The sequence below is a fragment of the Streptomyces sp. A5-4 genome (assembly GCF_051131715.1).
Classification (GTDB): Bacteria; Actinomycetota; Actinomycetes; order Streptomycetales; family Streptomycetaceae; genus Streptomyces.
This window is the reverse complement of the sequence record NZ_CP178591.1, coordinates 987,873-1,013,456: the sequence shown is the minus strand read 5'-3', so window position 1 is coordinate 1,013,456 and position 25,584 is coordinate 987,873. Positions and strand designations below refer to the sequence as shown.

Here is a 25,584-nt window from a genome sequence, read left to right as displayed (position 1 = left end):
GGACATCCACTGCCACACGACCGAGCGGGATTCCATGACTGCCACGACCGTGAACACTGCCGAAAGCGCCCGCGCCCGGACGGGCGGCCCCAAGGACGGCCCCAAGCTGCTGGAGCACCTGCTGGGCTGGACCCTCGTCGTCCTTCTGGCCATGTTCGTCACCGGCGCCGGACTCATGTGACCCGCGGGTGACCCGGAGTCCGCCGGGCGCCGGCGCTTCAGGCGGCCCGGATGAGCTCCACGTCGGCCCTCCAGTGCCGGTGCGGGACGCCCACCAGCCCGTACAGCAGCCGCACGGGACTGCGCCGCGGCAGCAGCACGACCCCCGCCAGGGCCGCGAACAGCGCGAGCCCCGCCGGCCACCCCAGCAGGCGTACGAGCGCACTCGCTGCCAGCGCGCCGACGAACGGCAGGCCGTACACCCCGGCCGCCGCGACGGCGACGGCCGCCACCCGCGCCACCTTGCGGTCCTCGTCCGCGCCCGGCAGCCGCCAGCCCTCCAGCAGCCAGCCGATCTCGGTGGCCAGCATGGTCCCGACGACACCCGCGCCGAGGATCAGCAGGGCGAGGAAGGTCCCGGAGGTCAGGAAGTCCAGGACGTTGTTGACCACGCTCTCGCGCGGCCAGTCGGCGTACGCGTCCCTGCCGGTGGTCAGCAGGCGCCGGTAGCCATGGCCGTCCCAGCCGTGGATGAGTATGCCGAAGAGCAGGAAATGGCCACCGACGGTCTGCAGGTACGCCCAGTACCCCGCGCCCACCAGCACGAACAGCCGCGCCGCCAGAAAGCCGAGCAGCGTGGCGACAATGATCCCGCCGGCGTAGAAGAGGACGAGGCCCGCCCACACCCCGTCGTGGTCGCGCGCCACGTGCATGGTGGCCCAGGACGGGTTCTGCCAGAGCAGGAAGAGGCCGGTCGGCACCAGCATGACCGCCGCGAAGAGCAGGGTGAGCGCGAGATAGGGGTCGGCCGCCCGGCTGCGCGTCCGTGGGCCCTGGCCCCGCACGGACCGCTCCCACCACTGGAGCTGGCGCCCCGCCGACAGGGCGAAGGTCGCCCCGATCGCGTAGGACCAGAACAGCGCCGCCTGGATCTGGATCACGAGGCCTCCAGCGTCAGCCCGTCGGTGACGATCAAGTCCGAGGTGACCAGGGCCTGTTCGGCGCTGACATCGGTCATGAAGACGAAGGGCGGCACGACGGGGGGCACCGGCAGGCCGTCCGGGGTGAAGGTGAGACACAGGATCCCCTGGAGGCACCCGCTGAACTTGGTGAGGTAGAGCGTCACATCGCCGCTCAGGTCCAGGGTGTCCGCGCCGAGGGCGAGTTCGTCGTGGCCGTCGCGGGTCTTGAGCCGGTAGTCGGAGAGGGACGCGGACCGCATCTTGAGCACCATCGCCCGCACCGGGCCGTCGACCGTCGGGACCTCCCGCACCCCAGCGATCAGAAAGCCGTCCGGGGCGAAGCGGGTGGTGGTGACGGTCGGCGCCGTGCGGGGCGCGAGGACGGAACCGGGCTCCGGCGCCTTCTGCGCCGGACCGCCGCCGAGCGCGGCGAGCAGTACGACGGGCAGCGCGGCCGCGAGCGTCCTTGACCCCTGCCCGTCGTGCGGCGGCGCGTGCTCCCGCTCCTCGTGCTCGTCCGGGGCGGGCGTCCAGCCGAAGCCCATCGCGCTGCCCGCGATCCCCAGCCCCATCCCGACCAGGAATCCGCCCAGATTCGTCGCGGCGAAGGACAGCACCGACAGCAGCAGCGCGTTGATGCTCACGTAGTGGCGGGTGTGCGGCAGGAACCACAGGAACAGCCCCGCGACGATCAACGCGAGCCCGATGCCGATCGCCGCGAGTCCGCCGAGCCCGAGACTCACCAGCACCGTCAGCGGCGACAGCGGCACGAGCAGCAGCTCGGTGCCCCCGAGCATCAGCAGCAGCCCGCCCCAGAACGGCCGGGTGCGCCGCCAGGCCCGCAGGCGGCGCCGCCCGTCGGGGTACGGGAGACGCCTCTCCAGCCGGCCCTTGACCGGATTCGTCAGAAGCACTTCTTGCCGTCCAGGCTCACATCGATGCTGAGCCCCTTCAGCCGGAAGTTCCCGCCGGTCGCGGACCAGGCGTGCGACTTCACGCCCGCGACCTCGATGTCCCCGGCCTGCAGCCCGAACTTGCCCGCCTCGCCCTGCACGCCCGGTACCTGGTCGAGCGTCGACGCGTCCCGGCCGATCTCCGCGGTGCCGAAGCGGGCGTCGCCGACCAGGTCCTCGGCGTCGATGATCAGGCTGCTGGCCGTCACCTCACCGGCCTTGCCGCCCGCGGTCAGCTTGAAGACGACCTTGCCGACGGGCGTCTCGGCCTCGGCGGCCTGGCAGATGTCGCTGAGCCTGGCGTCACCGATGCCCAGCAGCGCGACAGGATGGCCCCTGCCGTCCGCCGACCGGTCCGTCTGGACGTAACTGGAAAGCCCCTGGCTCGACAATTTTCCCGACGCCACCTGGAAACTCGTGCCCGAGACGGCGAACGACGCGGCCAGCGCGCCCTCGCCCATCATGGATGCCATCACCCCGACCGCCAGCACCGCCGGCATCGCGACGACCGCGGTCTTCTTCCAGGCCGTTCTGCCCTCGGCAGGTGGCCGCTTGGCTGCGCTCACTGTGTTCCTCCCGTACGTCGTTCGGTGCGCAGGGGGAGTGCGTGGAGGTGCGTTCAAGCTCGTTCAAGGCATGTTCAAAACCGCCGACAGGACAACGCGAGAACGGAGTTGGCCAGGTCTGGCATACTGCCGTGATCCTGTGGCAGTTGGAGACTAGGGCGTAATTTGAATATTAGTCAACAGCGTGGATCGACCGAACGATCCCAGCTGCGCCGCGCCGAACTCATCGCGACCGGAAGGAAGTTGTTCGCCGACACGTCGTACGACGCACTGTCGATGGACGACATCGCCCGGCACGCGGGCATCGCCAAGGGCTTGATCTACTACTACTTCAAGAGCAAGCGGGGCTACTACCTCGCCATCGTCGAGGAATCGGTCGCCGAACTGGTCGCGCGCGCCGGCAGCGAGACCGACCTGCCGCCCACCCAGCGCCTCCAGCGCACCATGGACGGCTACCTGCGCTACGCCCAGCACAACCAGGCGGCGTACCGCACGATCGTCACCGGCGGCGTCGGCTTCGACACCCAGGTCCAGGAGATCCGCGACACGGTGCGCGAAGAGCTGATCGCCACCATCGCGGAGGGGGCCTACGGCCGCCGCGACATCCAGCTGATCGCCCGACTGGCGCTGATCAGCTGGATGACCGGCGTCGAAGGGGTCACGCTGGACTGGCTGGGCCACCAGGAGCTGGACCGCGACGAGGTGCGTGAGCTGCTCGTACTGCTGTTGCGCTCCACTCTTCGTACGATCGGGGAGCTGGTCCCCGAGTGCCCGGCACCGGCCGTCGTCCCCTGACCCGTGACGGAAACCCTTCCATCGGGCATACTCAACCCGCCACAGCCGCTGGCCAGCGACTTCCGTGATCCGGGAGTACGCGGAGCGGCCCTGGCAGTGAGACCCGGCGGCGCCGCCACACCCTGCGCGCGCGACCGCCGCAGTGCCCGAAAGGGAGGAGTGCGCCGCAATGCCCGACCGTGCCCCGCAGCCGGTGGAACGACAGCTGCCCACCGAGGAGTCCCGGGATCTGCTCGCGCTCGTGCGCGACATGATCCAGCGCGACATCGCGCCCCAGGCGGCAGCGGAGGAGGACGCCGGGCACTTCCCGCGCCATGTCTTCTCGCTGCTCTCCGAGTCCGGCCTTCTCGGCCTGCCGTACGACGCCGAGTACGGCGGCGGCGACCAGCCGTACGAGGTCTATCTGCAGGTCCTGGAAGAGCTCGCCGCGGCCCGCCTCACGGTCGGTCTCGGCGTCAGCGTCCACAGCCTCGCCTGCCACGCGCTGGCCGGGTACGGCACCAAGGAGCAGCAGCGCGAGTACCTTCCCGCGATGCTGGGCGGCGGCCTGCTCGGCGCCTACTGCCTCTCCGAACCCGCCTCCGGCTCCGACGCCGCCTCGCTGAGCACCAAGGCGGTGCGCGACGGGGACGACTGGATCATCACTGGTACCAAGGCCTGGATCACCCATGGCGGGGTCGCCGACTTCTACACCGTCCTGGCGCGGACCGGCGGTGAGGGCGCCCGGGGCATCTCGGCGTTCCTGGTGCCCGGCGACGCCGAGGGGCTGACCGCGGCGTCGCCCGAGAAGAAGATGGGCATGAAGGGCTCGCCCACCGCCCAGCTGCACTTCGACGGCGTACGGGTGGCCGACTCGCGCCGTCTCGGCGAGGAGGGCCAGGGCTTCGCGATCGCGCTGTCCGCGCTCGACTCGGGTCGCCTGGGCATCGCGGCCTGCGCGATCGGGGTGGCGCAGGCGTCGCTGGACGAGGCGCTGTCGTACGCGACGGGGAGGCAGCAGTTCGGCCGGCCGATCGCGGACTTCCAGGGGCTGCGCTTCATGCTCGCGGACATGGCCACCCAGATCGAGGCGGGCCGGGCCCTGTATCTCGCGGCGGCACGCCTGCGGGACGCCGGGCGGCCGTTCTCACGGCAGGCCGCCATGGCGAAGCTGTTCTGCACGGACGCGGCGATGCGGGTGACGACCGACGCGGTCCAGGTGCTCGGCGGTTACGGCTACACCCTGGACTTCCCGGTCGAGCGCTTCATGCGGGAGGCGAAGGTGCTCCAGATCGTCGAGGGTACGAATCAGATCCAGCGCATGGTCATCGCCCGCCACCTAGCGGGGCCCGAGTCCCGCTGATCCGCCCTGCCTGCTCCAGTCGGGCTCCGGCCAGCCAGGGGACGCCACGAGCCGGATCCACTCCGGGTCGCGGCGCCCCGGCAGGGTCCGCCCCGCGCTGTGCCACTGGTACATGAGGGCGCGGTAGATGGGCGGATCGGCAGGCTGCGGAACCGATTCTTCCGGCATGGGTGACGCGTGGCGCCGGCGTCCGTCACCGATCGCGGTGGTGAAAAGCTGGGTCATGCATGGCCAACTGCGGCAGGCCGCCGGGGGTACCGCCCGGCCGAATCGAGCGTCTGTTCATGGCGTGACCGTCCCGTGGGCGGACGGTGACACGAGTATGGCCCCGAACGCGGTTTCTGACGTACCGTCATATCCGCCGCCGGGGGCCGCACCGTCCGGTGGCGCCGTACCCCGTCAGGGGGTGTCCGGCGGCTCCCGGTTCACGCCGCGGTGACCCGCGAACGCCCCACGTCCGCGCCCAGGAGGACCGCCGTGGCCGAGGACCGCCCCATCGCGCTCGACGAATACCCCATCCACCAGACCCCGTTGTCGATGAAGCACGTGGCGACGGGCGACCGCAACGCCTACGACCGGTGCATCTTCCACCTCGTCGACCACACCGGCCGCGCCCTGCTCATCGCGGGCCTCGGCGTTTATCCCAACACCGGGGTGATCGACGCCTACGCGACGCTGCGCATCGGTGATCGACTGCATGCCGTACGCGCCTCCGACGCACTCACCGACGACCGGATGAACCTCTGTGTCGGCCCGCTGCGGATCACCGTCGACGACCCGCTGCGCCGCTTCACGCTGCACTGCGACGCCGACCCGAAGGACCCGGACGCCCTGTCGTACGACATCACCTGGACCGCGGACTTCCCCGCCGTCTGGGAACCGCACCACGTCCAGCGGCGCGGCGAGCGCCTGATGCTCGAAGGGCGCCGGTTCGTCCAGGCGGGCGGCGCCACGGGCGTGATCCGCGCCGGCGGCGAGGAGATACCGCTGACGGCGGGGGAGTGGACCGGCACCCGCGACCGCAGCTGGGGGGTGCGGCCCATCCCGGGCGAGGACGGCGGCCGGGCCGCCGAGGAGTACCGCCCCGAGGGCTTCCACTGGCTCTGGGTCCCGGTGCGCTTCGACGACCGCTTCCTGATGGTGATCGCCCAGGAGGACGCCGACGGGCACCGCAACCTCAACGAGGCGCTCCTGGTGCGCGACGGCGAACACGACGTCCAACTCGGCTGGCCGCACGCCGACATCACCTACCGCCCGGGAACACGCCACCCGGAGAGCGCCGTCATCCATCTCACCGACCCCGCCCGCAAGCCGCTCGAACTGGGCGTGGAGATCCTGAACTCCTCGCCGCTGGCCGTCGGCGCCGGCTACCCGCCCGCCGCCGACTGGCAGCACGGCACCTGGATGGGCCGCGACTGGACCGACCGGCGCACCTACGACCTGTCCGACCCCGCGGCGCACCCCATGGCGGCGTACGGCGTCACCGACCACGCCGCCCGCTTCACCCTCGACGGGCGCATCGGCCACGGCGTCTTCGAGCACGGCACCTTCGGCCGCCACGACCCCAGCGGCTTCACCGGCTACGACTCGGTGGCGCCCTGACGGGTGCCCGGCGGGCCCTCCCGGGGACCGCCGGGCCCTCTCGGCACGCACCCACGCCCGGCACACGCGTACACGATCGGCACGCACCCCCTCGGCACACCTGCACGCGCCGCGCGCTGCCGGGAGACCCACCGGCGCCCGCGCGTCCTCCGACGACCCGAACGCCCCGCAGACGGGAGTACCGCCATGACCACGGCACCTCGCCCCCGCACCACCACCCGCGACCCCGAGGAGATCGGCCGCCGGCTGACCGCGTGGTTCGCCGGCCGCCTGCCCGGAGCGCGCGTCACCGGCGTCCACGCCCCCGCCTCCAACGGCATGTCCAGCGAAACGCTGCTCTTCGACCTCGACCACCCCTCGGCCCCGGCGCACCGCTGCGCCCTGCGGCTGGCCGCGGACCCGGCGGCGTACACCGTCTTCCCCGTCTACGACATGGCCCGCCAGCATCGCGTCATGAGCCTCGTCGCCGAGCACACCGGCGTGCCCGTGCCGCGCACCCTGTGGCTGGAGGAGGATCCCGGCCCGCTCGGCGCGCCCTTCTTCGTCATGGAGCGGGCCGAGGGGCGGGTGCCGCCCGACGTCATGCCCTACACGTACGAGGGCAACTGGCTCCACTCCGCCACCGACGCCGAGCGCGCCCAGCTCCAGGACGCCACGCTCACCGTCCTCGCGCGGCTGCACGACCAATTCCCGGCGCAGGAGGCACGGTTCCTGCTGCCGCCCGGCCCGGGCAGCCCACTGCGCCGCCATGTCGAGGCCCAACGGGCCTACTACGCCTGGGTGGTGGACGGTGTAGCCCGCTCCCCGCTCATCGAGTCGGCCTTCGACTGGCTGGAGAAGCACTGGCCCGAAGAGTCCGCGCCGGCCGTGCTGAGCTGGGGCGACGCCCGCATAGGCAACATCATTTACGAGGGCTTCGAGCCCGCTGCCGTGCTCGACTGGGAGATGGCGGCCTACGGCCCGCGCGAACTCGACCTGGCCTGGACGGTCTATCTGCACCGCTTCTTCCAGGACCTGACCGAGTCCCTGGGGCAGCCGGGCCTGCCGGGCTTCCTGCGGCGGCACGACATCGAGCGGCGCTACGCCGAACTCACCGGCCACACACCGCGGGACATGGAATTCCACACGCTGTACGCCGCCCTGCGGCACGCCGTCCTGATGCTGCGCATCGGCTACCGGCAGGTGCACTTCGGTGAGGTCCGGGTCCCCGCGGACCCGGACACCATGATCCTGCACCGGGCGTCACTCGACGCGATGGTGCGTGGGACGTACTGGAGCGCCGGCTGAGGTCAGGCGGCGCTCCGCAGCTGCGCCGCCTTGAGCGGGCGCGAGCCCTGGCCGCCGACGTGCGAGAAGGGCTGCGTCCGCCAGTCCAGCCCCTGGGGGAGCGTCAGCAGCAGCGCGGTCTCCTGCTCCTGCACGTCCAGGGACGCGTCGGCGGGCTTGGCGTCCGACGACGGCCGGCCCGTGCCGGTGCACGCCGTGAGCCCGAACGGGTTCCACGGGGTGGGGCACTTCGCGTGCTCGGGCAGGACGGTCTCGTCCGCGAGCAACGCGATCGGCTGGGTGCAGTCCGGGCAGATCACCCGGTACATCTCGAAGGTGTCGTACTCGTCGAACTCGTCCTCCTCGACGCATTCGACGGACTCCGGTTCGGTACGTCCGGTGCGCTTCAGCTTCTGCATGGAAACTCTCCCCCTCAGGTGGGCCGACAAAGGCACTGCGACCTCGACCACAGCAAGCACTTCCCGTCGCGCTCGCGCGGTAACCGCACAGGCCCGGTGGACACGGCCATAACCCTGTGGTCTTCGTCACATGCCCGCCGCGGGTGCCCCCGTCGACCGCCTCCGGCTGTGCCGGAAGCCCTCCGGGGCCATAGGTTGATCCGCTATGGAGGAGCTGGATCGTCAGATCGTGGATTTGCTCGTCAAGGACGGGCGGATGAGCTACACCGACCTGGGCAAGGCCACGGGCCTGTCCACCTCGGCCGTGCACCAGCGGGTGCGCAGGCTGGAGCAACGCGGCGTCATTCGCGGCTACGCCGCCGTGGTCGACCCCGAGGCCGTCGGTCTGCCGCTCACCGCCTTCATCTCGGCGAAACCGTTCGACCCCAGCGCCCCCGACGACATCGCGGAACGGCTCGCCGTGGTCGACGAGATCGAGGCCTGCCACAGCGTGGCGGGCGACGAGAACTACATCCTCAAGGTGCGGGTCGCCACCCCCCTCGAACTGGAGCACCTGCTGACCCGGATCCGCTCCCTCGCGGGGGTCTCCACCCGCACCACCGTGGTCCTCTCCACCCCGTACGAGGCGCGCCCCCCGCAGCTCTGACCCCGCGGGCGGGACACTCCGCGCGAGGGGCGAGACTGGTCACCATGACCGAGCACAACGCCCCTGGGGCCGAACACCGCACCGTGCTGCTGCGCGGTGGAGACGTCCACAGCCCCGCCGATCCGTTCGCCACCGCAATGGTCGTCGAGCGGGGGCACGTCGCCTGGGTGGGTTCCGAGGGGGCGGCCGACGCCTTCGCCACCGGTGTCGACGAGGTGATCGATCTCGAAGGGGCCCTGGTCACCCCGGCGTTCACGGACGCCCACGTCCACACCACGTCCACCGGCATCGCGCTCACCGGCCTCGACCTGTCCGCGGCGCGGTCGCTCACCGAGGCCCTGGAGCTGGTACGGGCCCACACCGGCGCCCACCCGGACGGGCAGGTCGTCCTCGGGCACGGCTGGGACGCCACCCGCTGGACCGAGCAGCGCCACCCCTCGCGCGCCGAGCTCGACGCGGCGGCGGGCGGCCGCCCGCTCTACCTGCCCCGGATCGATGTCCATTCGGCCGTCGTCAGCACCGGGCTGCTCGACCTGGTTCCCGGGATCACCAGGATGGCCGGCTACCACCCGGAGGGCCCGCTCACCGGCGCGGCCCACCACGCGGTGCGCGCGGCCGCCCACGGGGCGATCACCCCGCGCCAACGGGCCGAGGCGCAGCGCGCGGCGCTCGCCAGGGCCGCCTCGCTCGGCATCGGCGCCGTCCACGAGTGCGCCGGGCCGGACATCTCCGACGAGGAGGACTTCACCGGCCTGCTGAAGCTCGCCGCCGACGAACCCGGGCCGCGGGTCTTCGGCTACTGGGCCGAGCAGGTGGCCGACGCCAAGGACGCCCGTCGCATCCGCGAACTCGGCGCCATCGGCGCGGCCGGCGACCTCTTCGTCGACGGCTCCCTCGGCTCGCACACGGCCTGCCTGCACGAGCCCTACGCCGACGCGCCCCACACCGGCGCGGCCCACCTGGACGCGGCGGCCGTCGCCGCGCATGTGGCCGCGTGCACCGAGGCCGGGCTCCAGGCGGGCTTCCACGCCATCGGGGACGCCGCGGTCGGCTCCGTGGTCACCGGGGTGCGCGCGGCGGCCGAGCGGCTCGGCCTTGCCCGGGTGCGCGGCGCCCGCCACCGCGTCGAGCACGCCGAGATGCTCACCCCCGCCACGATCGCCGCCTTCGCCGAACTGGGCCTCACCGCCTCCGTCCAGCCCGCCTTCGACGCGGCCTGGGGCGGCTCCGACGGCATGTACGCGGCGCGCCTGGGCGCCGAGCGGGCCCGGACGCTCAACCCGTACGCCGCCCTGCTGCGCGCGGGCGTCCCGCTGGCCTTCGGCTCCGACAGCCCCGTCACCCCCCTCGACCCGTGGGGCACGCTGCGCGCCGCGGCCTTCCACCGCACGCCCGAGCACCGGATCTCGGTACGGGCCGCCTTCGCCGCCCATACGCGCGGCGGCTGGCGGGCGATCGGCCGGGACGACGCGGGCACCCTGGTTCCCGGTGCCCCCGCCGACTACGCGATCTGGCGCACCGACGAGCTCGTCGTACAGACGCCCGACGACCGGGTCGCCCGCTGGTCGACCGATCCGCGCTCGGGTACGCCGGGGCTGCCGAACCTCACTCCCGGCGCCGAACTCCCCGTCTGTCTGCGGACGGTGGTCTTCGGACAAACAGTTTTCCTGCGACCGAACGAGTGATGCGTACGGGCCCCATACGGCCGATCGCTGTTCCGGAAGGCTCTCGTGTCACTTGGCCACCTTCCGCACTGACCTGGTGATTTGACCTAAACCCGCAGGTGGGGCGGCTGTTGACAGAAAGCGGCCATCCACGGGTAGGTTCGGCCGGGTCCACCGCAGGACGTCCGACCGCCGAACCTCCACGCAGTCGTCGAACGCCGCTGGGTCATGGGGCGGTGTGCCGCACCGGCGCACCCGCACCCGGAGCCAGGTTCAGCGCCCGCGCCTCGGGGCGAGGGAAGGTTTCAGCAGGTCGGCGGGTGGTACCCGGGTGGGGCCCGGACGTTCAGTAGACAACGGCTTTCGGTCGACCCGCAGCCAGCGGGTCCCAGGTCGGCCCGAAGGACGCCGGGCCCCGATCCGCAGAAACGACTTGGCGCTGCCCGACACCCCCGAAGCACGGTCGTGCGGGGGCCACCGGGCATGCTCGCTATGGTGGTCCCTCTGTGCACGACATTAAGGGGCAGTAGTGAACGACGGCGGTCAGAGGCGTTACGGCCCGCTCGGCAGAGTCCTGGTCATCATTCCGACCTACAACGAGGCCGAGAACATCAAGCCGATCGTCTCCCGGGTCCGGTCCGCGGTGCCCGACGCGCACGTTCTCGTCGCGGACGACAACAGCCCCGACGGCACCGGGAAGGTCGCCGACGAGCTCGCGGCGGCCGACGACCAGGTCCACATCCTGCACCGCAAGGGCAAGGAGGGGCTCGGCGCGGCCTATCTGGCGGGCTTCCGCTGGGGCATCGAGCAGGACTACGGCGTCCTGGTGGAAATGGACGCCGACGGCTCGCACCAGCCCGAGGAGCTGCCCCGGCTGCTGACCGCGCTCAAGGGCGCCGACCTGGTCCTCGGGTCGCGCTGGGTGCCGGGTGGTCGCGTCGTCAACTGGCCCAAGTCCCGCGAGATGCTCTCCCGCGGCGGCAGCACGTACTCGCGCATGCTCCTCGGCGTCCCGATCAGGGACGTCACGGGCGGCTTCCGGGCCTTTCGCACCGAGACGCTGGTCGGACTCGGCTTCGAGGACGTCGCCTCCCAGGGGTACTGCTTCCAGGTGGACCTCGCCCGCCGCACGGTCGAAGCCGGCTACAACGTGGTCGAGGTGCCCATCACCTTCGTCGAGCGCGAACTGGGCGACAGCAAGATGAGCCGCGACATCGTCGTCGAGGCGCTGTGGCGGGTGACGGCGTGGGGCGTCGGCTCCCGGACGAACAAGCTGCTCGGGCGCAAGCCCTCCTGATCTTGTCTTTACGCCGCTCAGGCGCCCGCCCAGGCACACTGGGGGCATGACGACCGGCTCACCGCCCCCGACAGTTCCCAAGCGCTCACGCGCGCTTACCTTCGTGCCGCTGGGCGTCGCCGCCTGGCTGGTGCTCGAAATCTGGCTGCTGACCGTCGTGGCGTCCGCCGCCGGCGGACTCACGGTCTTCCTGCTGCTGGTCGCCGGCGCCGTGCTCGGCGCCGTGGTCATCAAGCGGGCCGGCCGCCGGGCCTTCCGCAACCTCACCGAGACCCTCCAGCGCCAGCAGTCCGGCGCGGCGCCCGAAGAGGGCAAGGAAGAGCGGGGCAGCAGGGGCAACGGCTTCCTGATGCTCGCCGGCCTGCTGCTGATGCTGCCGGGACTGCTGTCGGACGCGGCCGGTCTGGTGTGTCTCCTGCCGCCCGTCCGCTCGTTCCTGAGCCGCTTCGCGGAGCGGTCGCTGGAGCGCCGGATGAGCGCGGCCGGCCCCGGCAGCCTGGGCGACGCCTTCCAGCAGGCCCGTATCCACCGCCCCGACGGAAAGGTCGTCCCGGGCGAGGTCGTCCACGGCGAGGTCATCAGGGAGGACGGCTCGCCCGCGCCGCGCCGCGATGAGGGCCCCAGGCCGCCGCTCACCTCCTGAGGCCGGGGGCCCGCCTCGGATGCGAGGGCTCGGGGCCCCGGCCACGGCACTTCGGCGCACGACAAGAGCCGCGGGGCTGTGACACACATTGTGTGTGTCACAGCCCCGCGGCTCTTGTGTGGTGCTACTGCTGTGGTGCTTGTTGTGCTGACTGCCGTAGGGCGCAGCGCCGAGGCGCTACGCGGACTTGCGGCTGTCCCGCGGATGCACGGCAATGTTCATGGCGCCTGAACGCAGTACCGCCAGCCTTTCGGCCAGAACCTCTTCAAGTTCCTCGCGGGTGCGCCTTTCCATGAGCATGTCCCAGTGCGTACGCGCGGGCTTGCCCTTCTTCTCCTCAGGCCCGTCGCCGTCTACAAGGAGTGCCTGGGCGCCGCACGCCTTGCACTCCCACTCCGGCGGAATTTCTGCCTCAACCGAGAACGGCATCTCAAATCGATGTCCGTTCTGGCATGCGTACTCCACCGCCTGGCGCGGGGCCAGATCGATGCCGCGGTCCGTCTCGTAGCTGGTAACCACGAGTCGCGTGCCGCGGAGAGCTCGCTCACTCATGAATTGTGCCTCCCGGGCTTGTCGCCCACAGGACAGGTGTCGCTGTCGTCGTCATCCGGTCAACGTCCGGTCGTCGGTAAAGATTCCCGTTGCCGGTCATGCGTCGCCGGGCGTGCCGCCCTTTGTTGTACCCATCAGTGCCCGGTTTGTCACCTCTGGCACCAGAATGTCACCCAGCGTTGTAGAGATCTGAGCGCGCAGTAACGGTCCGCCTGGCAGGTCAAAGACGTACACTACCGGCCTTTCACTTCAAGGCCTAAATTCGCGGGGCACGAGGTTTCCCGCCGCCTCCACGGCCCGTCGTACGGGTACCCGTACGAGCAGCATGAAACCCACCGCGAAGAAGACCACGAGCGAGACGATCGCATCGCGATAACTGCCGGTCAACTGGTACGTGAGCCCGAAGACCAGCGGCCCCAGCCAGCTCGTGCCCCGGTCGCTCATCTCGTAGGCCGAGAAGTACTCCGCCTCCTTGCCGCGCGGCACCAGATGGGAGAAGAGGGAGCGGGAAAGAGCCTGGCTGCCGCCCAGCACCAGGCCGATCGCCGAGGCCAGGACGTAGAACCAGACCGGTGATCCGGCGGGCAGGAAGTAACCCGCGCCGATGGTCACGGTCCAGGCGGCGAGCGAGCAGAGGATGATGCGTTTGGCCCCGAACCGCTGCGCCAGTCGGCCCAGGCCGAGCGCGCCGGCCACCGCGAGCACCTGCACCAGCAGGATGGCCGTGATGAGGGTCGTCTGGTCGAGTCCCAACTCCTCGGACCCGTAGATCGAAGCCTGGGAGATCACCGTCTGGATGCCGTCGTTGTAGACCAGATAGGCGAGCAGGAAGGACAGCGTCAGCGGATGGCGGCGCATGTCCTTGAGCGTGGCGACCAGCTGACGCCAGCCCGCGCCGACCCGGCCCGCCACCACGTCCTCCCGCCGCACCCGCCGGTCGCGCAGCCGCCGCAGCGGTATGAGCGTGAAGGCGCCCCACCAGACACCGGCCGAGGCCAGGCAGATCCGTACCGCGGTCCCCTCCGACATCCCGAAACTCTCGTGTCCCGAGTAGAGGACGAGGTTGAGTACGAGGACGAGGGCGCCGGACGTGTATCCGAAGGCCCAGCCCCGGGAGGAGACCCTGTCCCGCTCCTCGGGCCCGGCGATCTGGGGGAGGTAGGCGTTGTACAGCGCCATCGACACGGACAGCGAGGCGTTGGCGACGATCAGCAGACCGGCGCCCAGCAGATAGCGGTCGCCGTTCAGGAAGAACATGCCCGCCGTCGCGGCCGATCCCAGGTACGCGGCGACAGCCAGCAGCGGCTTCTTGCGCCCCGTACGGTCCGCGACCGCGCCCGCCAGCGGCATGACCAGCACGGCCAGCACCACGGAGATCGACACGGCGTACGCGAAGACCGAGCCCGCCCGCACCGGGACGCCCAACGGGTGGACGAAACCGTCGGCGTCCGCGGCGGCCTTGGTGATGGACGTCAGGTACGGGCCGAGGAAGACCGTGAGCACACTCGTCGAATAGACGGAGCACGCGAAGTCGTAGAAGTACCAGCCGCGCTGCTCACGCTTACGGGCGGCGGTCGACCCACCCGCTTCGTCCGCCCCGCAGGCTCCGTCGTCCCCGTCGGTTCCTTCCGGTCCACCGGTCCGGTCCACGGTGTCAGCGCTCACCGCGCCCCCTTGTTCGTCCCGTGCCGATGCGGGCCACGGGCGGGCGGGGTTCAGGTCCAGGCACCCCGCTCGGTCAGCACCGTGCGCAACGTCTCTGTGCGATCCGTCATGATGCCATCCACGCCGAGGTCGAGCAGCGCCGCCATCCGCTCGGGCTCGTTGACCGTCCAGACATGGACCTGCAGACCCAGTGCGTGCGCGGTCGTCACGAAGCGCCGGTCGACCACCCTGATGCCGTTCCGGACCTCGGGCACCTGCGCGCACACGGCGCCCCGGCGCAGCGTGGCAGGGATCTTGCGCGCGCGCAGCCACAGCCCGAGGATTCCCGTGGTGCCGTAGGAGGTGGCGAGGCGGGGGCCCGCCAGGCGCTGCGCCCTGGCCAACCGGCCCTCGCTGAACGACCCGACGCACACCCGGTCCCAGGCGTCGGTCCTGCGCACCAACTCGATCAGCGGGCCCAGGGCCCGCTCGGCCTTGACGTCCACGTTCCAGCGGTGCTCGGGAAACTCTTCCAACAGCTCCTCGAAGAGCGGCAGCGGTTCCTTTCCCCCCACGCGCGCGTGTCTCACCCGGCTCCACGGGAGCGCGGCTATCCGCCCGTCCGCGTCGGTCACGCGGTCGAGGGTCGCGTCGTGGAAAGCGACGAGACGGCCGTCCGCCGTGGCGTGCACATCGGTCTCGAAGTAGCGGAACCCGGCCCTTCCGGCGCGCCGGAAGGCGACCGCGGTGTTCTCCAGGCCGTCGGCCGCCCCTCCGCGGTGGGCGAAGGCGATCGGCGTGGGGTGGTCCAGGTAGGGGTGGCGTACTCGGTTCACCCGGGAAGTATCGCTCCTTCCGGAGCGCCGTCGGCGACGACCGTGCGTTCCGGCTCCGGCGAGGGGACGGCGAAGAGCTTCAGGAAGAACTGGGCGAGCGGCCCGATGGCGAGCGCGTAGGCGACGGTGCCGGCGCCGAGCGAGCCGCCCAGGGCGAAGCCGGTGGCGACGACGGCGACCTCGATCGCGGTGCGGGCCAGCCGGATGGAGCGGCCGGTGAGCCGGTGCAGCCCGGTCATCAGCCCGTCGCGCGGCCCGGGTCCGAAGCGGGCGGCGATGTAGAGGCCCGTCGCCACACCGTTGAGCACGATGCCGAAGAGCATCAGCGGGATCCGCAGGCCGAGGCCGTGCACGTCCGGTACGAGGGCGAGCACGCCGTCCATCGCGACGCCGATCACCACGACATTGGAGACGGTGCCCAGCCCCGGACGCTGTCGAAGGGGTATCCACAGGAGCAGCACCGCGGCGCCGACGATGATCGACACCACGCCGATCGTCAGGCCGGTCCGCTCGGCCAGCCCCTGATGCAGGACGCCCCACGGCTCCAGGCCGAGACCCGCGCGGACAAGCAGCGCCGAACTCACCCCGTACAACGCGAGGCCGATGTACAGCTGCGACAGCCGACGGGTGAGTTCCCTGGACAAGGATTGCCCCCTGTGTGGTGGTGGTGGACCGACACATGACACTCTGTGGCTTGGCAGGACAGGCATTCCAGGGCCAATTCGGGTTAGGTGGACCGGTAATTATGGCGCAGTGGACCTCAGCGGTCGGTGCGGCTCAACTCGCCCGGCAGCTCAACGCCCAGCAGTCCCGCCCGGCGGGCCCCGGCACCCGCAAGCCGCCGGCCTACCGGGCGCTGGCAGACGGCATAAGGCTGCTCGTCCTCGAAGGACGCGTGCCGGTCGCCGCGCGGCTTCCCGCCGAGCGGGAACTCGCCGTGGCGCTGGCCGTCAGCCGGACCACCGTGGCGGCAGCCTACGAGGCCCTGCGGGCCGAGGGCTTCCTGGAGTCGCGCCGCGGAGCGGGCAGCTGGACCGCCGTGCCCGCGGGCAACCCACTGCCCGCGCGCGGTCTCGAGCCCCTGCCGCCCGAGTCGCTCGGCTCGATGATCGACCTCGGCTGCGCCGCGCTGCCCGCACCCGAGCCGTGGCTCACCCGGGCCGTCCAGGGCGCCCTGGAGGAGCTGCCGCCGTACGCCCACACGCATGGGGACTACCCGGCCGGCCTGCCCGCGCTCCGCCAGACGCTCGCCGACCGCTACACCGAGCGCGGCATCCCGACCATGCCCGAGCAGATCATGGTGACCACCGGCGCGATGGGCGCGATCGACGCGATCTGCCACCTCTTCGCGGGCCGCGGCGAGCGCATCGCCGTCGAGTCGCCCTCGTACGCGAACATCCTTCAGCTCATGCGCGAGGCCGGCGCCCGCCTGGTACCCGTCGCGATGGCCGACGGGTTGGCGGGCTGGGACCTCCCCCGGTGGCGGCAGGTGCTGCGCGACGCCGCGCCCAGGCTCGCGTACGTCGTCGCCGACTTCCACAATCCGACCGGCGCCCTGGCCGACGAGGACCAGCGGCGGGCGCTCGTCGACGCGGCCCGTTCGGCCGGCACCGTTCTGGTGGTCGACGAGACCATGTCGGAGCTCAGCCTGGACCCCGACCTGGAGATGCCGCGCCCGGTCTGTGCCTTCGACCCGGCGGGCAGCACGGTGCTCACCGTGGGGTCGGCGAGCAAGGCCTTCTGGGCGGGGATGCGCATCGGCTGGGTGCGGGCCTCGCCCGATGTGATCCGCAGCCTGGTGGCGGCCCGCGCCTACGCCGACCTCGGCACGCCCGTCCTTGAGCAGCTCGCCGTCAACTGGCTGATGAGCACCGGGGGCTGGGCGCAGGCCGTCGACATCCGCCGCGACCAGGCCAGGGAGAACCGGGACGCGCTGGTGGCGGCGCTCGGCAAGGAGCTGCCCGACTGGGAGTTCGACGTCCCTCGCGGTGGGCTGACGCTGTGGGTCCGTACCGGTGGGCTGTCCGGTTCGCGGCTCGCCGAGCTGGGCGAGCGGGTGGGCGTCCGGGTGCCGTCCGGACCGCGTTTCGGGGTCGACGGAGCCTTCGAGGGGTACGTCAGGCTGCCGTTCACCGTGGGCGGCCCCGTGGCGCTGGAGGCCGCGGCGCGGCTGGCGGCGGCCGCGAGGCTGGTCGAGTCCGGAGCGCGCTCCGGTTCCGAGGCCCCGCGGACCTTCGTCGCCTGACGGGGACGGTGCCCCGGCGTCAGCCCTCCGCCGGCACCGGGGTCGCCTCCGGGGCCTGCGCCTGGGGCTGCACCTCGGGCTGCGTCTGGGGCTCGGGCTGCGCCTCCGGCGCCACCTGGCGCTCCGGGAGCAGGTCGAGCACGGCCTGCCGGTGCGCCTCGCTCGTCGCGTCGTCGTACGGGTCGGGCGTGGCCGGGACCTGGAGCCGCAGGACCGGCCCGGTGCCCAGTCGCGCGTAGCCGCGGCCCGGCGGGTTGTCCCGGGTCGGCGTCGTGTGCGGCGGCTCGCCCAGCACCTCCTCCAGCAGCTCCGGGGCGGCGGGTCCGAGCACGGCCCGCGCCCGGGTGTGCGAGCGCACCGGCTCGCTGAGGTCGTCCAGGGCGTCGAACTGCTCCGCCACGACCACCGTCACGTTCGCCGCCCTGCCGTGCCGCAGCGGCACCTGGAGGAGCTGCTGCGGATCGGTGCGTCCGTCGGCCGCCGCCAGATGACCGAAGACGCTCGGCCGGTCGAGCAGGATCCACAACGGACGCTTGGTGTCCTCGGGCGCGGGGTGGCCGGCCTGGCGGGCCCGGTTGGCGGAGATGAGCCGCCGCTCGGTCTCGTGCGCCGCCCACTCCAGGCTGGCCAGCGCCCCGGTAAGGCCGCACTCGACGGCCAGTACGCCCGTGCGCCCGGTCAGGCAGGCGTACTCGCCGGTGCCGCTGCCCTCGATGATCAGTACGTCGCCGTACTGGAGGGCCTGCAGTGCGATGCAGCGCAGCAGGCTGGTCGTGCCGCTGCCCGGCTGCCCGACTGCGAGCAGGTGCGGCTCGGTCGAGCGCGCCCCCGTCCGCCAGACGACCGGGGGAGCGTCACGGGACTCCGCGCCCTCGGTGACCGGCATGGTCCGCCGGACCGCGTCGGCGTCGGTGAAGCCCAGCACGGTCTCGCCGGGGGACGTGACGAACCGCTGGGCCGCGACAGTGGTGGGAAGCGCGTCGAGCACCGTCATGACCAACTGGTTGCCCTCCTCGTCCCAGGCGAAGTGGTACTCACGGCCGCGCCCCGACTTCGCGTGCAGCAGCTGTTCGATCCGGGCCCGGGACAGGGGCTCGCCGTCGGTGAAGTACGCGGGGTAGCGCAGCGCGAGCCGGACGAGCCTGCCGTCGTCGTCGAAGGCGTGGTCGCCGAACGCCGTGGCCCAGTCGCCGCCGTGGGTGAACAGCGGACTGGGGTCCTCGGGCACCGAGAAGTACGGCACCAGAGCCTCGTAGAGGGTCTGGAGCCGCTGGACCTCGGCCGGATCGGGACCGGTGTGCACCGGAGTGCGGTCCCGGCCCTTCCAGGCGGCCGCGGCCATCACCGTGATCAGGGCGAGCAGCGGCCCGTACGGGATGAGCGCGACCACCAGGACGATGGCCGCCACCAGGAACAGCGCGGGACCGCGCCGCTCCTTGGGCGTGCCGACCCACTTCAGCCGGCCTGCCGCGGCCAGCTGTCGCAGGCCACGGGTGATCGTGATCAGCGGATGGAGAACGTCGGTGGCGCTGTCGGCTGCGGTGCGCGCGATCTCGCGGCTGCGGACGATCGAGGCACTGCCGCTGCTCAGAATGCGGGGGAGTGGACGCCGGACCACTTCGGTCTCCTGATGGTGTGGAAGCGGGAACGGCAGGTCAGAACTTGATCCCGCCCAAGAGGCTGGCGAGGCTCGCGCCCCCGGCCTTGATGCTCGGGGCGATGGCGGTGCCCGCGAGGTAGAAGCCGAAGAGTGCGCAGACGAGGGCGTGGGATGCCTTGAGTCCGTCTTTCCGGAAGAAGAGGAAGACGATGATTCCGAGCAGCACGACGCCTGAGATGGACAGGATCATGAGGGGATCTCCTGGTTGAGGGGGACAGTCACCATGAGTTCTTCCAGGCTCACAGCATGTATCTATACGGCAAAAGGTGCAAATGGGCTATTTCTGGGCTTTTTCACTTGAGTGGCGGAGGGGGTCTGCCTGCGGTGATCTTTGCCACTGCCGGGTCGGGTCATGTCGTCCGGCGGGCAGTACCCTGACGATTCACTCGTACGGCGCTGCTGCCGTACGTACAGGTCACGGCAGTGGAAGGCGGTCCGTCCGATGAGCGAAACCCCGGAGCCCGAGGTGGTCGAGCTGGCTACCAAGATCTTCGACCTGGCCCGCCGGGGCGAGACCGAGGCGCTCGCCGCGTACGTCGACGCGGGCGTGCCCCCGAATCTCACCAACGACCGGGGCGACTCCCTGGTGATGCTGGCCGCGTACCACGGTCACGCTCCGGCGGTCGAGGCGCTGCTCGCCCGGGGCGCCGACGCGGACCGGGCCAACGACCGCGGTCAGACGCCGCTCGCCGGCGCGGTCTTCAAGGGGGAGGACGCGGTGATCCGCGCGCTCCTCGCCGGCGGCGCCGACCCGGCCGTCGGAACGCCGTCCGCGGTGGACACTGCGCGCATGTTCGACAAGAAGGACCTGTTGGAGCTGTTCCGGGCCCAGTGACCGGACGCCGTAAATGTGGTCGCGGTGGCGAAATGGGTGGGTCATCATGACGTCGGAATCACATGCGCGGGGTACGGGCAGAAGATGCCGAATCACGGGGGATGTGAGAGGGCCCGCACCGGGCCCCAGCGACGAAGGGCAGAGGAAGATGGTCTACACCAGGCAAGAGATGACGGCGTACTGCCGAACATGTTGTCGCGCGGCCTAGGCACGGCACGTTTCCCGGTTGCGTCGACAGCTCGATGTGAGGCATTTTCCATGTTCGATCCAGTCATAGCGCCGAGCGGCACGCTGCTCGGCCTCCTGCAGAGGGGCCGTGGCGACGGGACGCTGCACGCGCTCGCCGCCCCCCGCCCCGAAGCGCTCGCCGCCCTCAACCACTGCGTACTCGACGACCCCCGCCACGACTGGCAGGTCGAGAACCGCTCCCTCTACTACGCGCGTCTGTACGTGGACCTCGACGGCGGACTCGAAGAGATCGAGGAGCACCTCTTCGACACCGCGGATCTCGTCGACGCCGACGAGTCCAGGACCGGACTGGCGCTCGCCGTGCTCGGCCACCTCGCCTCGTACGGCAGGGAGGACGCCCTGGCGCTGCTGCGGCAGTACGCCAGGACCGGCTCCAACTGGGCCTGGGCCCTCGACGAGCTCGCGCTGCGCGACAACGACGCGGGACTGCGCCAACTCGCCGTCCCCGTCCTCGCCAGGTTCCCCGGCACCCCGCAGGGCGAGACCGAACTGGCCACCGCGGTCCGGGACGCCTTCGAGCCCAGGCCCTGGCGACTGTGGGCGCAGGACCCGCGCGAAGCGGTCGGTGCCCGGGTGCGGGCGGCCGGCGAGCAGGGCTCCTTCGACCGCTGGCAGCGGCAGATGCGGCCGACCGGGCCCCGGCCCGGCTGGAGCGTCCAGGCCGTCTTCGACTGGGCCCAGCAGGGCCTCGACCGCGGCACACCCCTGCATGTGCCGGCCGCCAGGTGCCTGACCGCCGTGGCAGGCCCCGCCGACCGGGCCGCGATCGTCACGGCGGCGCTCAGTGGTGAGGACGGGGCGCGCAGTACGGCGCTGCACTATCTCGCCGAGTCACAGGATCCCGCGGTCCTCGACCTGATCGAAGCGGCCGCGCAGAGCCCCTCGCGCACGGTCGCGGACGCCGCCGTCGCCTCTTTCGAGCGGATGTGCGGCGCCGCCGCGGTGGACCGGGCCCGCGGGTGGGTCCACCGCCCGGACGTCCTGGGGGCATCGGCGGCGGGCGTGCTCGCGTGCCGCGGCGGGGCGCAGGACGCCCCGCTGGTGCTCGGTGCGCTGCGGGAGACCGTGCGGTCGGACGGGCCCGACGCGCCGCTCCTGTGGACCCTCGTCGACGGGGCGGGCCGGCTCGGCATCGGCTCGGCCGCTCCCGTGCTGCGCCACGTCTACCGGGAGACCACCTCCTCGCACCTGCGAGGCCGCGCCGCCCGCGCCCTGGCCGCCACCGACCCCTCGTACGCCACCGGCTTCGCCGTCGAGTGCCTGTGGGACTGCGAGGAGACCACCAGGGAAGTCGCGGCGCTGCACGCCGAGACCGCCGACGCGCGCGTGGCGGACAGACTGCGGCGGCTCGCCGCCGACCCGGCCGAGGAGGCCGAGGTGCAGACCGCGGTACGCAGCAGGATCGGGCCCGACGCGCCGGCTCTCTGAGCGGACGCGACGGGCACGGGGGCCCGAAGCCCTGTCGCGCACCTCTCAACGGTGTTCGGACACCGCTCGACGGTCCGGACATCCCGCAAAAATCCGTACGTCCTTCGCACAGGCCACCCGCCGGGTGCGATGTCGTTGAACGATCCTCCAAGAGTTGTGTTGTCTCGTTCCGGTATCTGCGATTCACTTCAAGAGCATTTCTGTGAAACCGGGGACACCCCGGGGGCGGCCGGGGAACAGAACAGGTGGGACACCGCGTGGGTTCGAGTGGGGTCGAAGTAGGCGCACTGGCGGACGACCGCCCACTGCTGGGGCGCACCAGCACGGCCGAGCGGGTCGCCGACATCCTGCGCAGCCGTATCGCGGAGGGCTTCTTCCAGCCGGGCACCCGGCTGTCCGAGGACAGCATCGGCGGCGCCCTGGGGGTCTCGCGCAACACGCTCCGCGAGGCCTTTCGACTGCTGACCCACGAGCGGCTGCTGGTTCACGAGCTCAACCGCGGGGTCTTCGTCAGGGTTCTCGCCGTCGAGGACGTCGAGGACATCTACCGCATTCGACGGCTGATCGAGTGCGCGGTCGTGCGGGGGCTGGGGGAGCCGCCGTTCGCCCTGGACGGGCTCGACGCGGCCGTCACGGACGGCGAGCGGGCCGCTCGGAAGAAGGAGTGGAAGGGCGTGGCCACGGCCAATATCCACTTCCACCACGAACTCGTCGCGCTCGCCGGCAGCCCGCGCACCGACGAACTGATGCGCAGCGTCCTGGCCGAACTGCGCCTCGCCTTCCACCTGGTGGCCGATCCGCGTCTGCTGCACGAGTCCTATCTCGTACGGAACCGGCAGATCGTGGAAGTGCTCCGGACCGGGGACAAGGCGGCCGGGGAACACCTGCTCGACGTGTACTTCGACGACTCGCGCAATCAGCTCGTAGAGGTGTACGCACGGCGCATCGAGGCGGACGGACAGAGCAACGGGCACAGCGGCTGACAGGCAGGCCGGCCTGTCTGTTGGCGCGCGGACACCGTGGTGGGCCGGGTGGCCGGGAAGCCTTGTCCGGGTCCTGTGCGAGGGGTCGCTTCTGCGCCGTTTCGACCGTTGTCAGTGTGAGGACCTAATCTGTGCCACGTGACTTCGCCTGCATCGACGGAATTCGTTCCGCCCCAGCTCAGCGCGGGGCCGCGGCCCGCACTGGGCCCGGCCGCCGACGAGGGGCTCGCGCGGCGGCTCCGCGCGCTCGCCTGCACGGCGCCGCTGCACGATCTCGACGTACGCAAGGCGAACCTCGCCGGTGAGTACTCGGTGTACGCGATGGCGGAGGTCGCGCTCGCCGCGATCGACCTCGTGACGCTCAACATGGACTTCGACACGGGCGCGGACCACGAGCAGATAGTGGCCAGACTGCTGCCCCGCGTCGCCGCCCAGTCCCCCGGGCGCCCGCTCGCCGAGCACGAGCGCGTCGCGCGCTGGGTCCTGGAGAACCTGATCAACGTCGGAAGCGTGGACCGCGGCTTCCGCGCGGTCTACGGCACCTTCGGCCCCGACGGTGCCTATGTGCGCAGGGACTACGACTTCAAGCTCATCGAGGAGGTCCCGGGCTACGGCGGCAGCGTCTACCTGCGGACCACCGACGAAGCGGTCAACGTCCTGGTGGGCGCCCTCGACACCGACGTCACCAGTGCCCAGATCGCCGCCGAGGTGAAGCTCGAAGTGCTGATCAGCCGGGGCAGGCTGGCCGACGCCCAACTCGCCGCGGAGCAGGCCCGCTACCGCACCGTGCAGTACGCCGAGACGCTCCGCAGGACCCTGGAGGCGACCCGGCGCAACGTGCGCGCCGTGGACTGGCTCAACGCCGTACCGGACATGATCGCCGAGGCGCTCGACCACATCGCCGACCGGTACCGCCACGAGAACGCCATCCTGACCAACATCCGCAAGGCCCGTGACGAGGCCGAGGACCCCGAGCACAAGCGCCGCGCGGCCGAGCTCGTCGACATCGTCAAGGACTGCATCCGCCGGCACACGCAGCTGCAGTCGCGGCTCCTGGAGGCCGGGCCCCTGTTCCGTGCCGAGCAGGACCGGCAGGCCTTCGCCACGCCCACCGCGCGGGTCGGCCTCGACCTGTACGGGCAGCTGCTCGCCCCACTGCTGCCGCTCCCCGTCGAGCAGGCGATCCGAATCACCGACGCGTTCTTCACCGCGGGCACCGGGCTGCGCACCCCCGTTGCGGTCCGGGTCGGAGACCTGGTCGACATACTGCTGACGCCGACGGTGGAGCGGGAGCACCTGGGTGCCGAGATGCCCGAGCCCGAGCTGATCGCCACCCCCGACGACAGCCGGTTCAGCGAGGAGCAGCTCGCGAGCGCCATGGAGCTGCTCGACCTTCCGCACGACGCACCGCGCAGGCTGTCGGGCCTGCTGGCCGACGCCCGGCTCCGCGATCCCGACCTCCCGTACCTCGTCGCGCTCCTCGCGGTCCACGCGGCGAGCCCGCCGGTCGGTACCGCCTACCGGCAGGGTGAGAAGCGGCTGCTGTTCTCCGTCGACGACGGGACCGAGCTCGACGATCCGGAGTTCGGTGGCGCCGACCTGATCGTGGGCACGGCCCTGCTGGACTCGGTCGCCATGACCGCCGACCGCAAGGAGGCGGCATGACGGCTTCGGTTGCCGGCACTCCGAGCAGCCCGGCTCCGCCCGGGACGGTTTCGAGCACCCCGGCTTCGGACCATACGGTTTCGCGCGATTCACCCGGTGCGCCGATGATTTCGGCCGGCGCGGGAGCGGGCCCCGGATCCGGGCGTCGCCCGCCCGCGGACCGACCGCAGGCCCGTCACCGTCCGGCACCCCAGACCTTCCGCAGCAAGGAGCAGCAGTCGTGAGCGACCACCACGCAGAGCACGCCGGCGCGTGGAGCGAGCGAGGATCCGAGGCCGCCGCCGAGGGAGCCACGGCAGTCGACCCGGCCGACGTACCCACGTTCGGGCCCACGCCCGCCGGAAGCGGCGCGGTCACCCCCGCCGACGCCGCCGACGCCGCGCGGCTCGTGTCCTTCGGCCTGCAGCCCAAGCTGCTGCCCGCACGTGACGCCGAGTACGCCGACCTCCTTCGCCGGTACCGCGAGGAGTCCGCCTTCGCCCGGCTCGCCGATGCCGTCGCGACCGGGCTCGGGCTCATCGTCCTCGAAGTCTCCACGCGCGCGGGCATGGCCGTATCGGCCGGCGAGGACTCCGTCTTCGCCGTGCGCATGGGGGACTACGCCCGGCGCGCCTCCGCCGAATCGGCCGACCGGTTCCTGCACGGCCTCGCCCACCTGGCCGTCGCCGCCCTGGCCTTCCCCCGCCCCGAGGACCTGGCCGACGACGGTTACATCGGCCGCATCACGGTCAACGGTGTCGATGCCTTCGTCCGCCAGGCCTGCCGACGGCTGGAGGAGCAGGCCGAGGAGCACGGCGAGAACACCGACCCGGCCACCGAAACCCCCGGCCTCGAAGCGGCCTGGCGGATATACGCACGCCGCAGCGCGACCGGCGCCACCAAGGACGCGCGGCGGCTGGCCGGTTCCACCACCGGCATCATCGGCAAGGCCGTCGCCTTCCTCACCGACTCCGGCTTCCTGCAGCGCACCGGTGACGACGCGGGAGGGGCGTACCGCACCACCGCCCGCTACCAGTTGCAGGTCCGCGACATGGCGGGCAGCGCCGCCATGGCCGAGTTGCTCGAGCTGGGTGTGGTGCCGGTGACCGACGGCAGCGCGACACTACTGCCGCCTTCCGACGCCGACGACCTGGAACTGACCGCCGACGCGGGCCTGCCCTTCCACAACTGACC

The 25,584-nt window shown here is 71.7% G+C and carries 25 protein-coding genes; 15 read left to right on the top strand and 10 right to left on the bottom strand.

Features of this window, described 5'->3' with window-relative positions; genetic code table 11:
- Positions 1 to 34: 34 nt before the first annotated feature.
- The gene (locus tag ACLLJJ_RS04615; protein WP_434587970.1) at positions 35 to 181 is read left to right on the top strand and encodes an SCO1431 family membrane protein; all 147 of its coding nucleotides are present in this window, start codon (positions 35 to 37) and stop codon (positions 179 to 181) included.
- A 37-nt stretch (positions 182 to 218) separates the two neighbouring features.
- Here the strand turns inward: ACLLJJ_RS04615 and ACLLJJ_RS04610 are convergent, their stop codons facing one another.
- The 3 genes from ACLLJJ_RS04610 to ACLLJJ_RS04600 are packed head-to-tail and all read right to left on the bottom strand — an operon-like array spanning position 219 to position 2,574.
- A complete protein-coding gene (locus tag ACLLJJ_RS04610; RefSeq protein ID WP_434587969.1) occupies positions 219 to 1,100 on the bottom strand; it encodes a hypothetical protein in 882 nt (293 codons plus the stop codon).
- Entirely contained in the window at positions 1,097 to 2,035 is a 939-nt protein-coding gene (locus ACLLJJ_RS04605; protein WP_434587968.1) for a DUF6114 domain-containing protein, read from the bottom strand. Before ACLLJJ_RS04605 ends, ACLLJJ_RS04610 begins: the two co-directional genes overlap by 4 nt.
- Positions 2,026 to 2,574, bottom strand: a complete 549-nt coding sequence (locus tag ACLLJJ_RS04600; protein WP_434600301.1) for a DUF6230 family protein — start codon at positions 2,572 to 2,574, stop codon at positions 2,026 to 2,028. The genes ACLLJJ_RS04605 and ACLLJJ_RS04600 overlap by 10 nt, the downstream gene beginning before the upstream one ends.
- A 231-nt stretch (positions 2,575 to 2,805) precedes the next feature.
- Here ACLLJJ_RS04600 and ACLLJJ_RS04595 point away from each other — a divergent pair, with 231 nt between their 5' ends.
- The 4 genes from ACLLJJ_RS04595 to ACLLJJ_RS04580 all read left to right on the top strand — a co-directional run bounded on the left by ACLLJJ_RS04595 (position 2,806) and on the right by ACLLJJ_RS04580 (position 7,666).
- Positions 2,806 to 3,435, top strand: coding sequence for a TetR/AcrR family transcriptional regulator (locus ACLLJJ_RS04595; protein WP_434587967.1), 630 nt, complete (start codon positions 2,806 to 2,808; stop codon positions 3,433 to 3,435).
- 169 nt (positions 3,436 to 3,604) lie between these two features.
- Positions 3,605 to 4,777: an acyl-CoA dehydrogenase family protein gene (locus tag ACLLJJ_RS04590; protein ID WP_434587966.1), complete on the top strand. Its 1,173-nt coding sequence runs from the start codon at positions 3,605 to 3,607 to the stop codon at positions 4,775 to 4,777.
- Between the two features lie 477 nt (positions 4,778 to 5,254).
- Positions 5,255 to 6,379 (top strand): hypothetical protein, encoded by a 1,125-nt coding sequence (locus ACLLJJ_RS04585; protein WP_434587965.1) that lies wholly within the window; start codon positions 5,255 to 5,257, stop codon positions 6,377 to 6,379.
- Positions 6,380 to 6,565: 186 nt separating this feature from the next.
- On the top strand, positions 6,566 to 7,666 hold the full coding sequence (locus tag ACLLJJ_RS04580; RefSeq protein ID WP_434587964.1) for a phosphotransferase family protein: 1,101 nt from the start codon (positions 6,566 to 6,568) through the stop codon (positions 7,664 to 7,666).
- 2 nt (positions 7,667 to 7,668) lie between these two features.
- On the opposite strand, the gene ACLLJJ_RS04575 is transcribed toward ACLLJJ_RS04580, so the two are convergent.
- On the bottom strand, positions 7,669 to 8,064 hold the full coding sequence (locus tag ACLLJJ_RS04575) for a hypothetical protein (RefSeq protein ID WP_434587963.1): 396 nt from the start codon (positions 8,062 to 8,064) through the stop codon (positions 7,669 to 7,671).
- Between the two features lie 205 nt (positions 8,065 to 8,269).
- Here ACLLJJ_RS04575 and ACLLJJ_RS04570 point away from each other — a divergent pair, with 205 nt between their 5' ends.
- The 4 genes from ACLLJJ_RS04570 (at position 8,270) to fxsA (ending at position 12,314) form a co-directional block, all read left to right on the top strand.
- On the top strand, positions 8,270 to 8,710 hold the full coding sequence (locus ACLLJJ_RS04570; protein ID WP_283521634.1) for an Lrp/AsnC family transcriptional regulator: 441 nt from the start codon (positions 8,270 to 8,272) through the stop codon (positions 8,708 to 8,710).
- 44 nt (positions 8,711 to 8,754) lie between these two features.
- Positions 8,755 to 10,395 carry an amidohydrolase gene (locus tag ACLLJJ_RS04565; protein WP_434587962.1) on the top strand — a complete coding sequence of 547 codons (1,641 nt, stop codon included), beginning with the start codon at positions 8,755 to 8,757 and terminating at the stop codon, positions 10,393 to 10,395.
- A 508-nt stretch (positions 10,396 to 10,903) separates the two neighbouring features.
- Positions 10,904 to 11,671, top strand: coding sequence for a polyprenol monophosphomannose synthase (locus ACLLJJ_RS04560; protein ID WP_434587961.1), 768 nt, complete (start codon positions 10,904 to 10,906; stop codon positions 11,669 to 11,671).
- Positions 11,672 to 11,717: 46 nt separating this feature from the next.
- The gene (gene fxsA, locus ACLLJJ_RS04555; RefSeq protein ID WP_434587960.1) at positions 11,718 to 12,314 is read left to right on the top strand and encodes an FxsA family membrane protein; all 597 of its coding nucleotides are present in this window, start codon (positions 11,718 to 11,720) and stop codon (positions 12,312 to 12,314) included.
- A 177-nt stretch (positions 12,315 to 12,491) separates the two neighbouring features.
- Here the strand turns inward: fxsA and ACLLJJ_RS04550 are convergent, their stop codons facing one another.
- From ACLLJJ_RS04550 to ACLLJJ_RS04535, 4 genes are all read right to left on the bottom strand, one after another.
- Entirely contained in the window at positions 12,492 to 12,866 is a 375-nt protein-coding gene (locus tag ACLLJJ_RS04550) for an RNA polymerase-binding protein RbpA (protein ID WP_003959706.1), read from the bottom strand.
- Positions 12,867 to 13,115: 249 nt separating this feature from the next.
- Entirely contained in the window at positions 13,116 to 14,531 is a 1,416-nt protein-coding gene (locus ACLLJJ_RS04545; RefSeq protein ID WP_434587959.1) for an MFS transporter, read from the bottom strand.
- 50 nt (positions 14,532 to 14,581) lie between these two features.
- The gene (locus tag ACLLJJ_RS04540; protein WP_434587958.1) at positions 14,582 to 15,346 is read right to left on the bottom strand and encodes a glycerophosphodiester phosphodiesterase family protein; all 765 of its coding nucleotides are present in this window, start codon (positions 15,344 to 15,346) and stop codon (positions 14,582 to 14,584) included.
- The gene (locus ACLLJJ_RS04535; protein ID WP_434587957.1) at positions 15,343 to 15,990 is read right to left on the bottom strand and encodes a YczE/YyaS/YitT family protein; all 648 of its coding nucleotides are present in this window, start codon (positions 15,988 to 15,990) and stop codon (positions 15,343 to 15,345) included. The genes ACLLJJ_RS04540 and ACLLJJ_RS04535 overlap by 4 nt, the downstream gene beginning before the upstream one ends.
- A 101-nt stretch (positions 15,991 to 16,091) precedes the next feature.
- Here ACLLJJ_RS04535 and ACLLJJ_RS04530 point away from each other — a divergent pair, with 101 nt between their 5' ends.
- Complete coding sequence (locus ACLLJJ_RS04530) at positions 16,092 to 17,591, top strand: PLP-dependent aminotransferase family protein (protein WP_434587956.1); 1,500 nt, start codon at positions 16,092 to 16,094, stop codon at positions 17,589 to 17,591.
- A gap of 19 nt (positions 17,592 to 17,610) precedes the next feature.
- Here the strand turns inward: ACLLJJ_RS04530 and ACLLJJ_RS04525 are convergent, their stop codons facing one another.
- Both ACLLJJ_RS04525 and ACLLJJ_RS04520 read right to left on the bottom strand, forming a co-directional pair.
- Positions 17,611 to 19,209 carry a hypothetical protein gene (locus ACLLJJ_RS04525; RefSeq protein ID WP_434587955.1) on the bottom strand — a complete coding sequence of 533 codons (1,599 nt, stop codon included), beginning with the start codon at positions 19,207 to 19,209 and terminating at the stop codon, positions 17,611 to 17,613.
- Positions 19,210 to 19,246: 37 nt separating this feature from the next.
- Complete coding sequence (locus ACLLJJ_RS04520) at positions 19,247 to 19,441, bottom strand: hypothetical protein (RefSeq protein ID WP_018534760.1); 195 nt, start codon at positions 19,439 to 19,441, stop codon at positions 19,247 to 19,249.
- Between the two features lie 252 nt (positions 19,442 to 19,693).
- Here ACLLJJ_RS04520 and ACLLJJ_RS04515 point away from each other — a divergent pair, with 252 nt between their 5' ends.
- The 5 genes from ACLLJJ_RS04515 (at position 19,694) to ACLLJJ_RS04495 (ending at position 25,582) form a co-directional block, all read left to right on the top strand.
- Entirely contained in the window at positions 19,694 to 20,086 is a 393-nt protein-coding gene (locus ACLLJJ_RS04515) for an ankyrin repeat domain-containing protein (RefSeq protein WP_434587954.1), read from the top strand.
- A 258-nt stretch (positions 20,087 to 20,344) separates the two neighbouring features.
- The gene (locus ACLLJJ_RS04510; protein ID WP_434587953.1) at positions 20,345 to 21,763 is read left to right on the top strand and encodes a HEAT repeat domain-containing protein; all 1,419 of its coding nucleotides are present in this window, start codon (positions 20,345 to 20,347) and stop codon (positions 21,761 to 21,763) included.
- 257 nt (positions 21,764 to 22,020) lie between these two features.
- A complete protein-coding gene (locus ACLLJJ_RS04505) occupies positions 22,021 to 22,746 on the top strand; it encodes a GntR family transcriptional regulator (RefSeq protein ID WP_434587952.1) in 726 nt (241 codons plus the stop codon).
- A gap of 138 nt (positions 22,747 to 22,884) precedes the next feature.
- Entirely contained in the window at positions 22,885 to 24,411 is a 1,527-nt protein-coding gene (locus tag ACLLJJ_RS04500; protein ID WP_434587951.1) for a hypothetical protein, read from the top strand.
- A gap of 220 nt (positions 24,412 to 24,631) precedes the next feature.
- Entirely contained in the window at positions 24,632 to 25,582 is a 951-nt protein-coding gene (locus ACLLJJ_RS04495) for a hypothetical protein (RefSeq protein WP_434587950.1), read from the top strand.
- Positions 25,583 to 25,584 lie beyond the last annotated feature (2 nt).

What these genes read in the sequence shown, in the direction of transcription:
- ACLLJJ_RS04615 (WP_434587970.1), top strand. Translation starts at nt 35, where the DNA reads ATGACTGCCACGACCGTGAACACTGCCGAAAGCGCCCGCGCCCGGACG.
- ACLLJJ_RS04600 (WP_434600301.1), bottom strand. Translation starts at nt 2,574, where the DNA reads ATGCCGGCGGTGCTGGCGGTCGGGGTGATGGCATCCATGATGGGCGAG.
- ACLLJJ_RS04590 (WP_434587966.1), top strand. Translation starts at nt 3,605, where the DNA reads ATGCCCGACCGTGCCCCGCAGCCGGTGGAACGACAGCTGCCCACCGAG.
- ACLLJJ_RS04580 (WP_434587964.1), top strand. Translation starts at nt 6,566, where the DNA reads ATGACCACGGCACCTCGCCCCCGCACCACCACCCGCGACCCCGAGGAG.
- ACLLJJ_RS04575 (WP_434587963.1), bottom strand. Translation starts at nt 8,064, where the DNA reads ATGCAGAAGCTGAAGCGCACCGGACGTACCGAACCGGAGTCCGTCGAA.
- ACLLJJ_RS04570 (WP_283521634.1), top strand. Translation starts at nt 8,270, where the DNA reads ATGGAGGAGCTGGATCGTCAGATCGTGGATTTGCTCGTCAAGGACGGG.
- ACLLJJ_RS04565 (WP_434587962.1), top strand. Translation starts at nt 8,755, where the DNA reads ATGACCGAGCACAACGCCCCTGGGGCCGAACACCGCACCGTGCTGCTG.
- fxsA (WP_434587960.1), top strand. Translation starts at nt 11,718, where the DNA reads ATGACGACCGGCTCACCGCCCCCGACAGTTCCCAAGCGCTCACGCGCG.
- ACLLJJ_RS04550 (WP_003959706.1), bottom strand. Translation starts at nt 12,866, where the DNA reads ATGAGTGAGCGAGCTCTCCGCGGCACGCGACTCGTGGTTACCAGCTAC.
- ACLLJJ_RS04530 (WP_434587956.1), top strand. Translation starts at nt 16,092, where the DNA reads ATGGCGCAGTGGACCTCAGCGGTCGGTGCGGCTCAACTCGCCCGGCAG.
- ACLLJJ_RS04520 (WP_018534760.1), bottom strand. Translation starts at nt 19,441, where the DNA reads ATGATCCTGTCCATCTCAGGCGTCGTGCTGCTCGGAATCATCGTCTTC.
- ACLLJJ_RS04515 (WP_434587954.1), top strand. Translation starts at nt 19,694, where the DNA reads ATGAGCGAAACCCCGGAGCCCGAGGTGGTCGAGCTGGCTACCAAGATC.
- ACLLJJ_RS04510 (WP_434587953.1), top strand. Translation starts at nt 20,345, where the DNA reads ATGTTCGATCCAGTCATAGCGCCGAGCGGCACGCTGCTCGGCCTCCTG.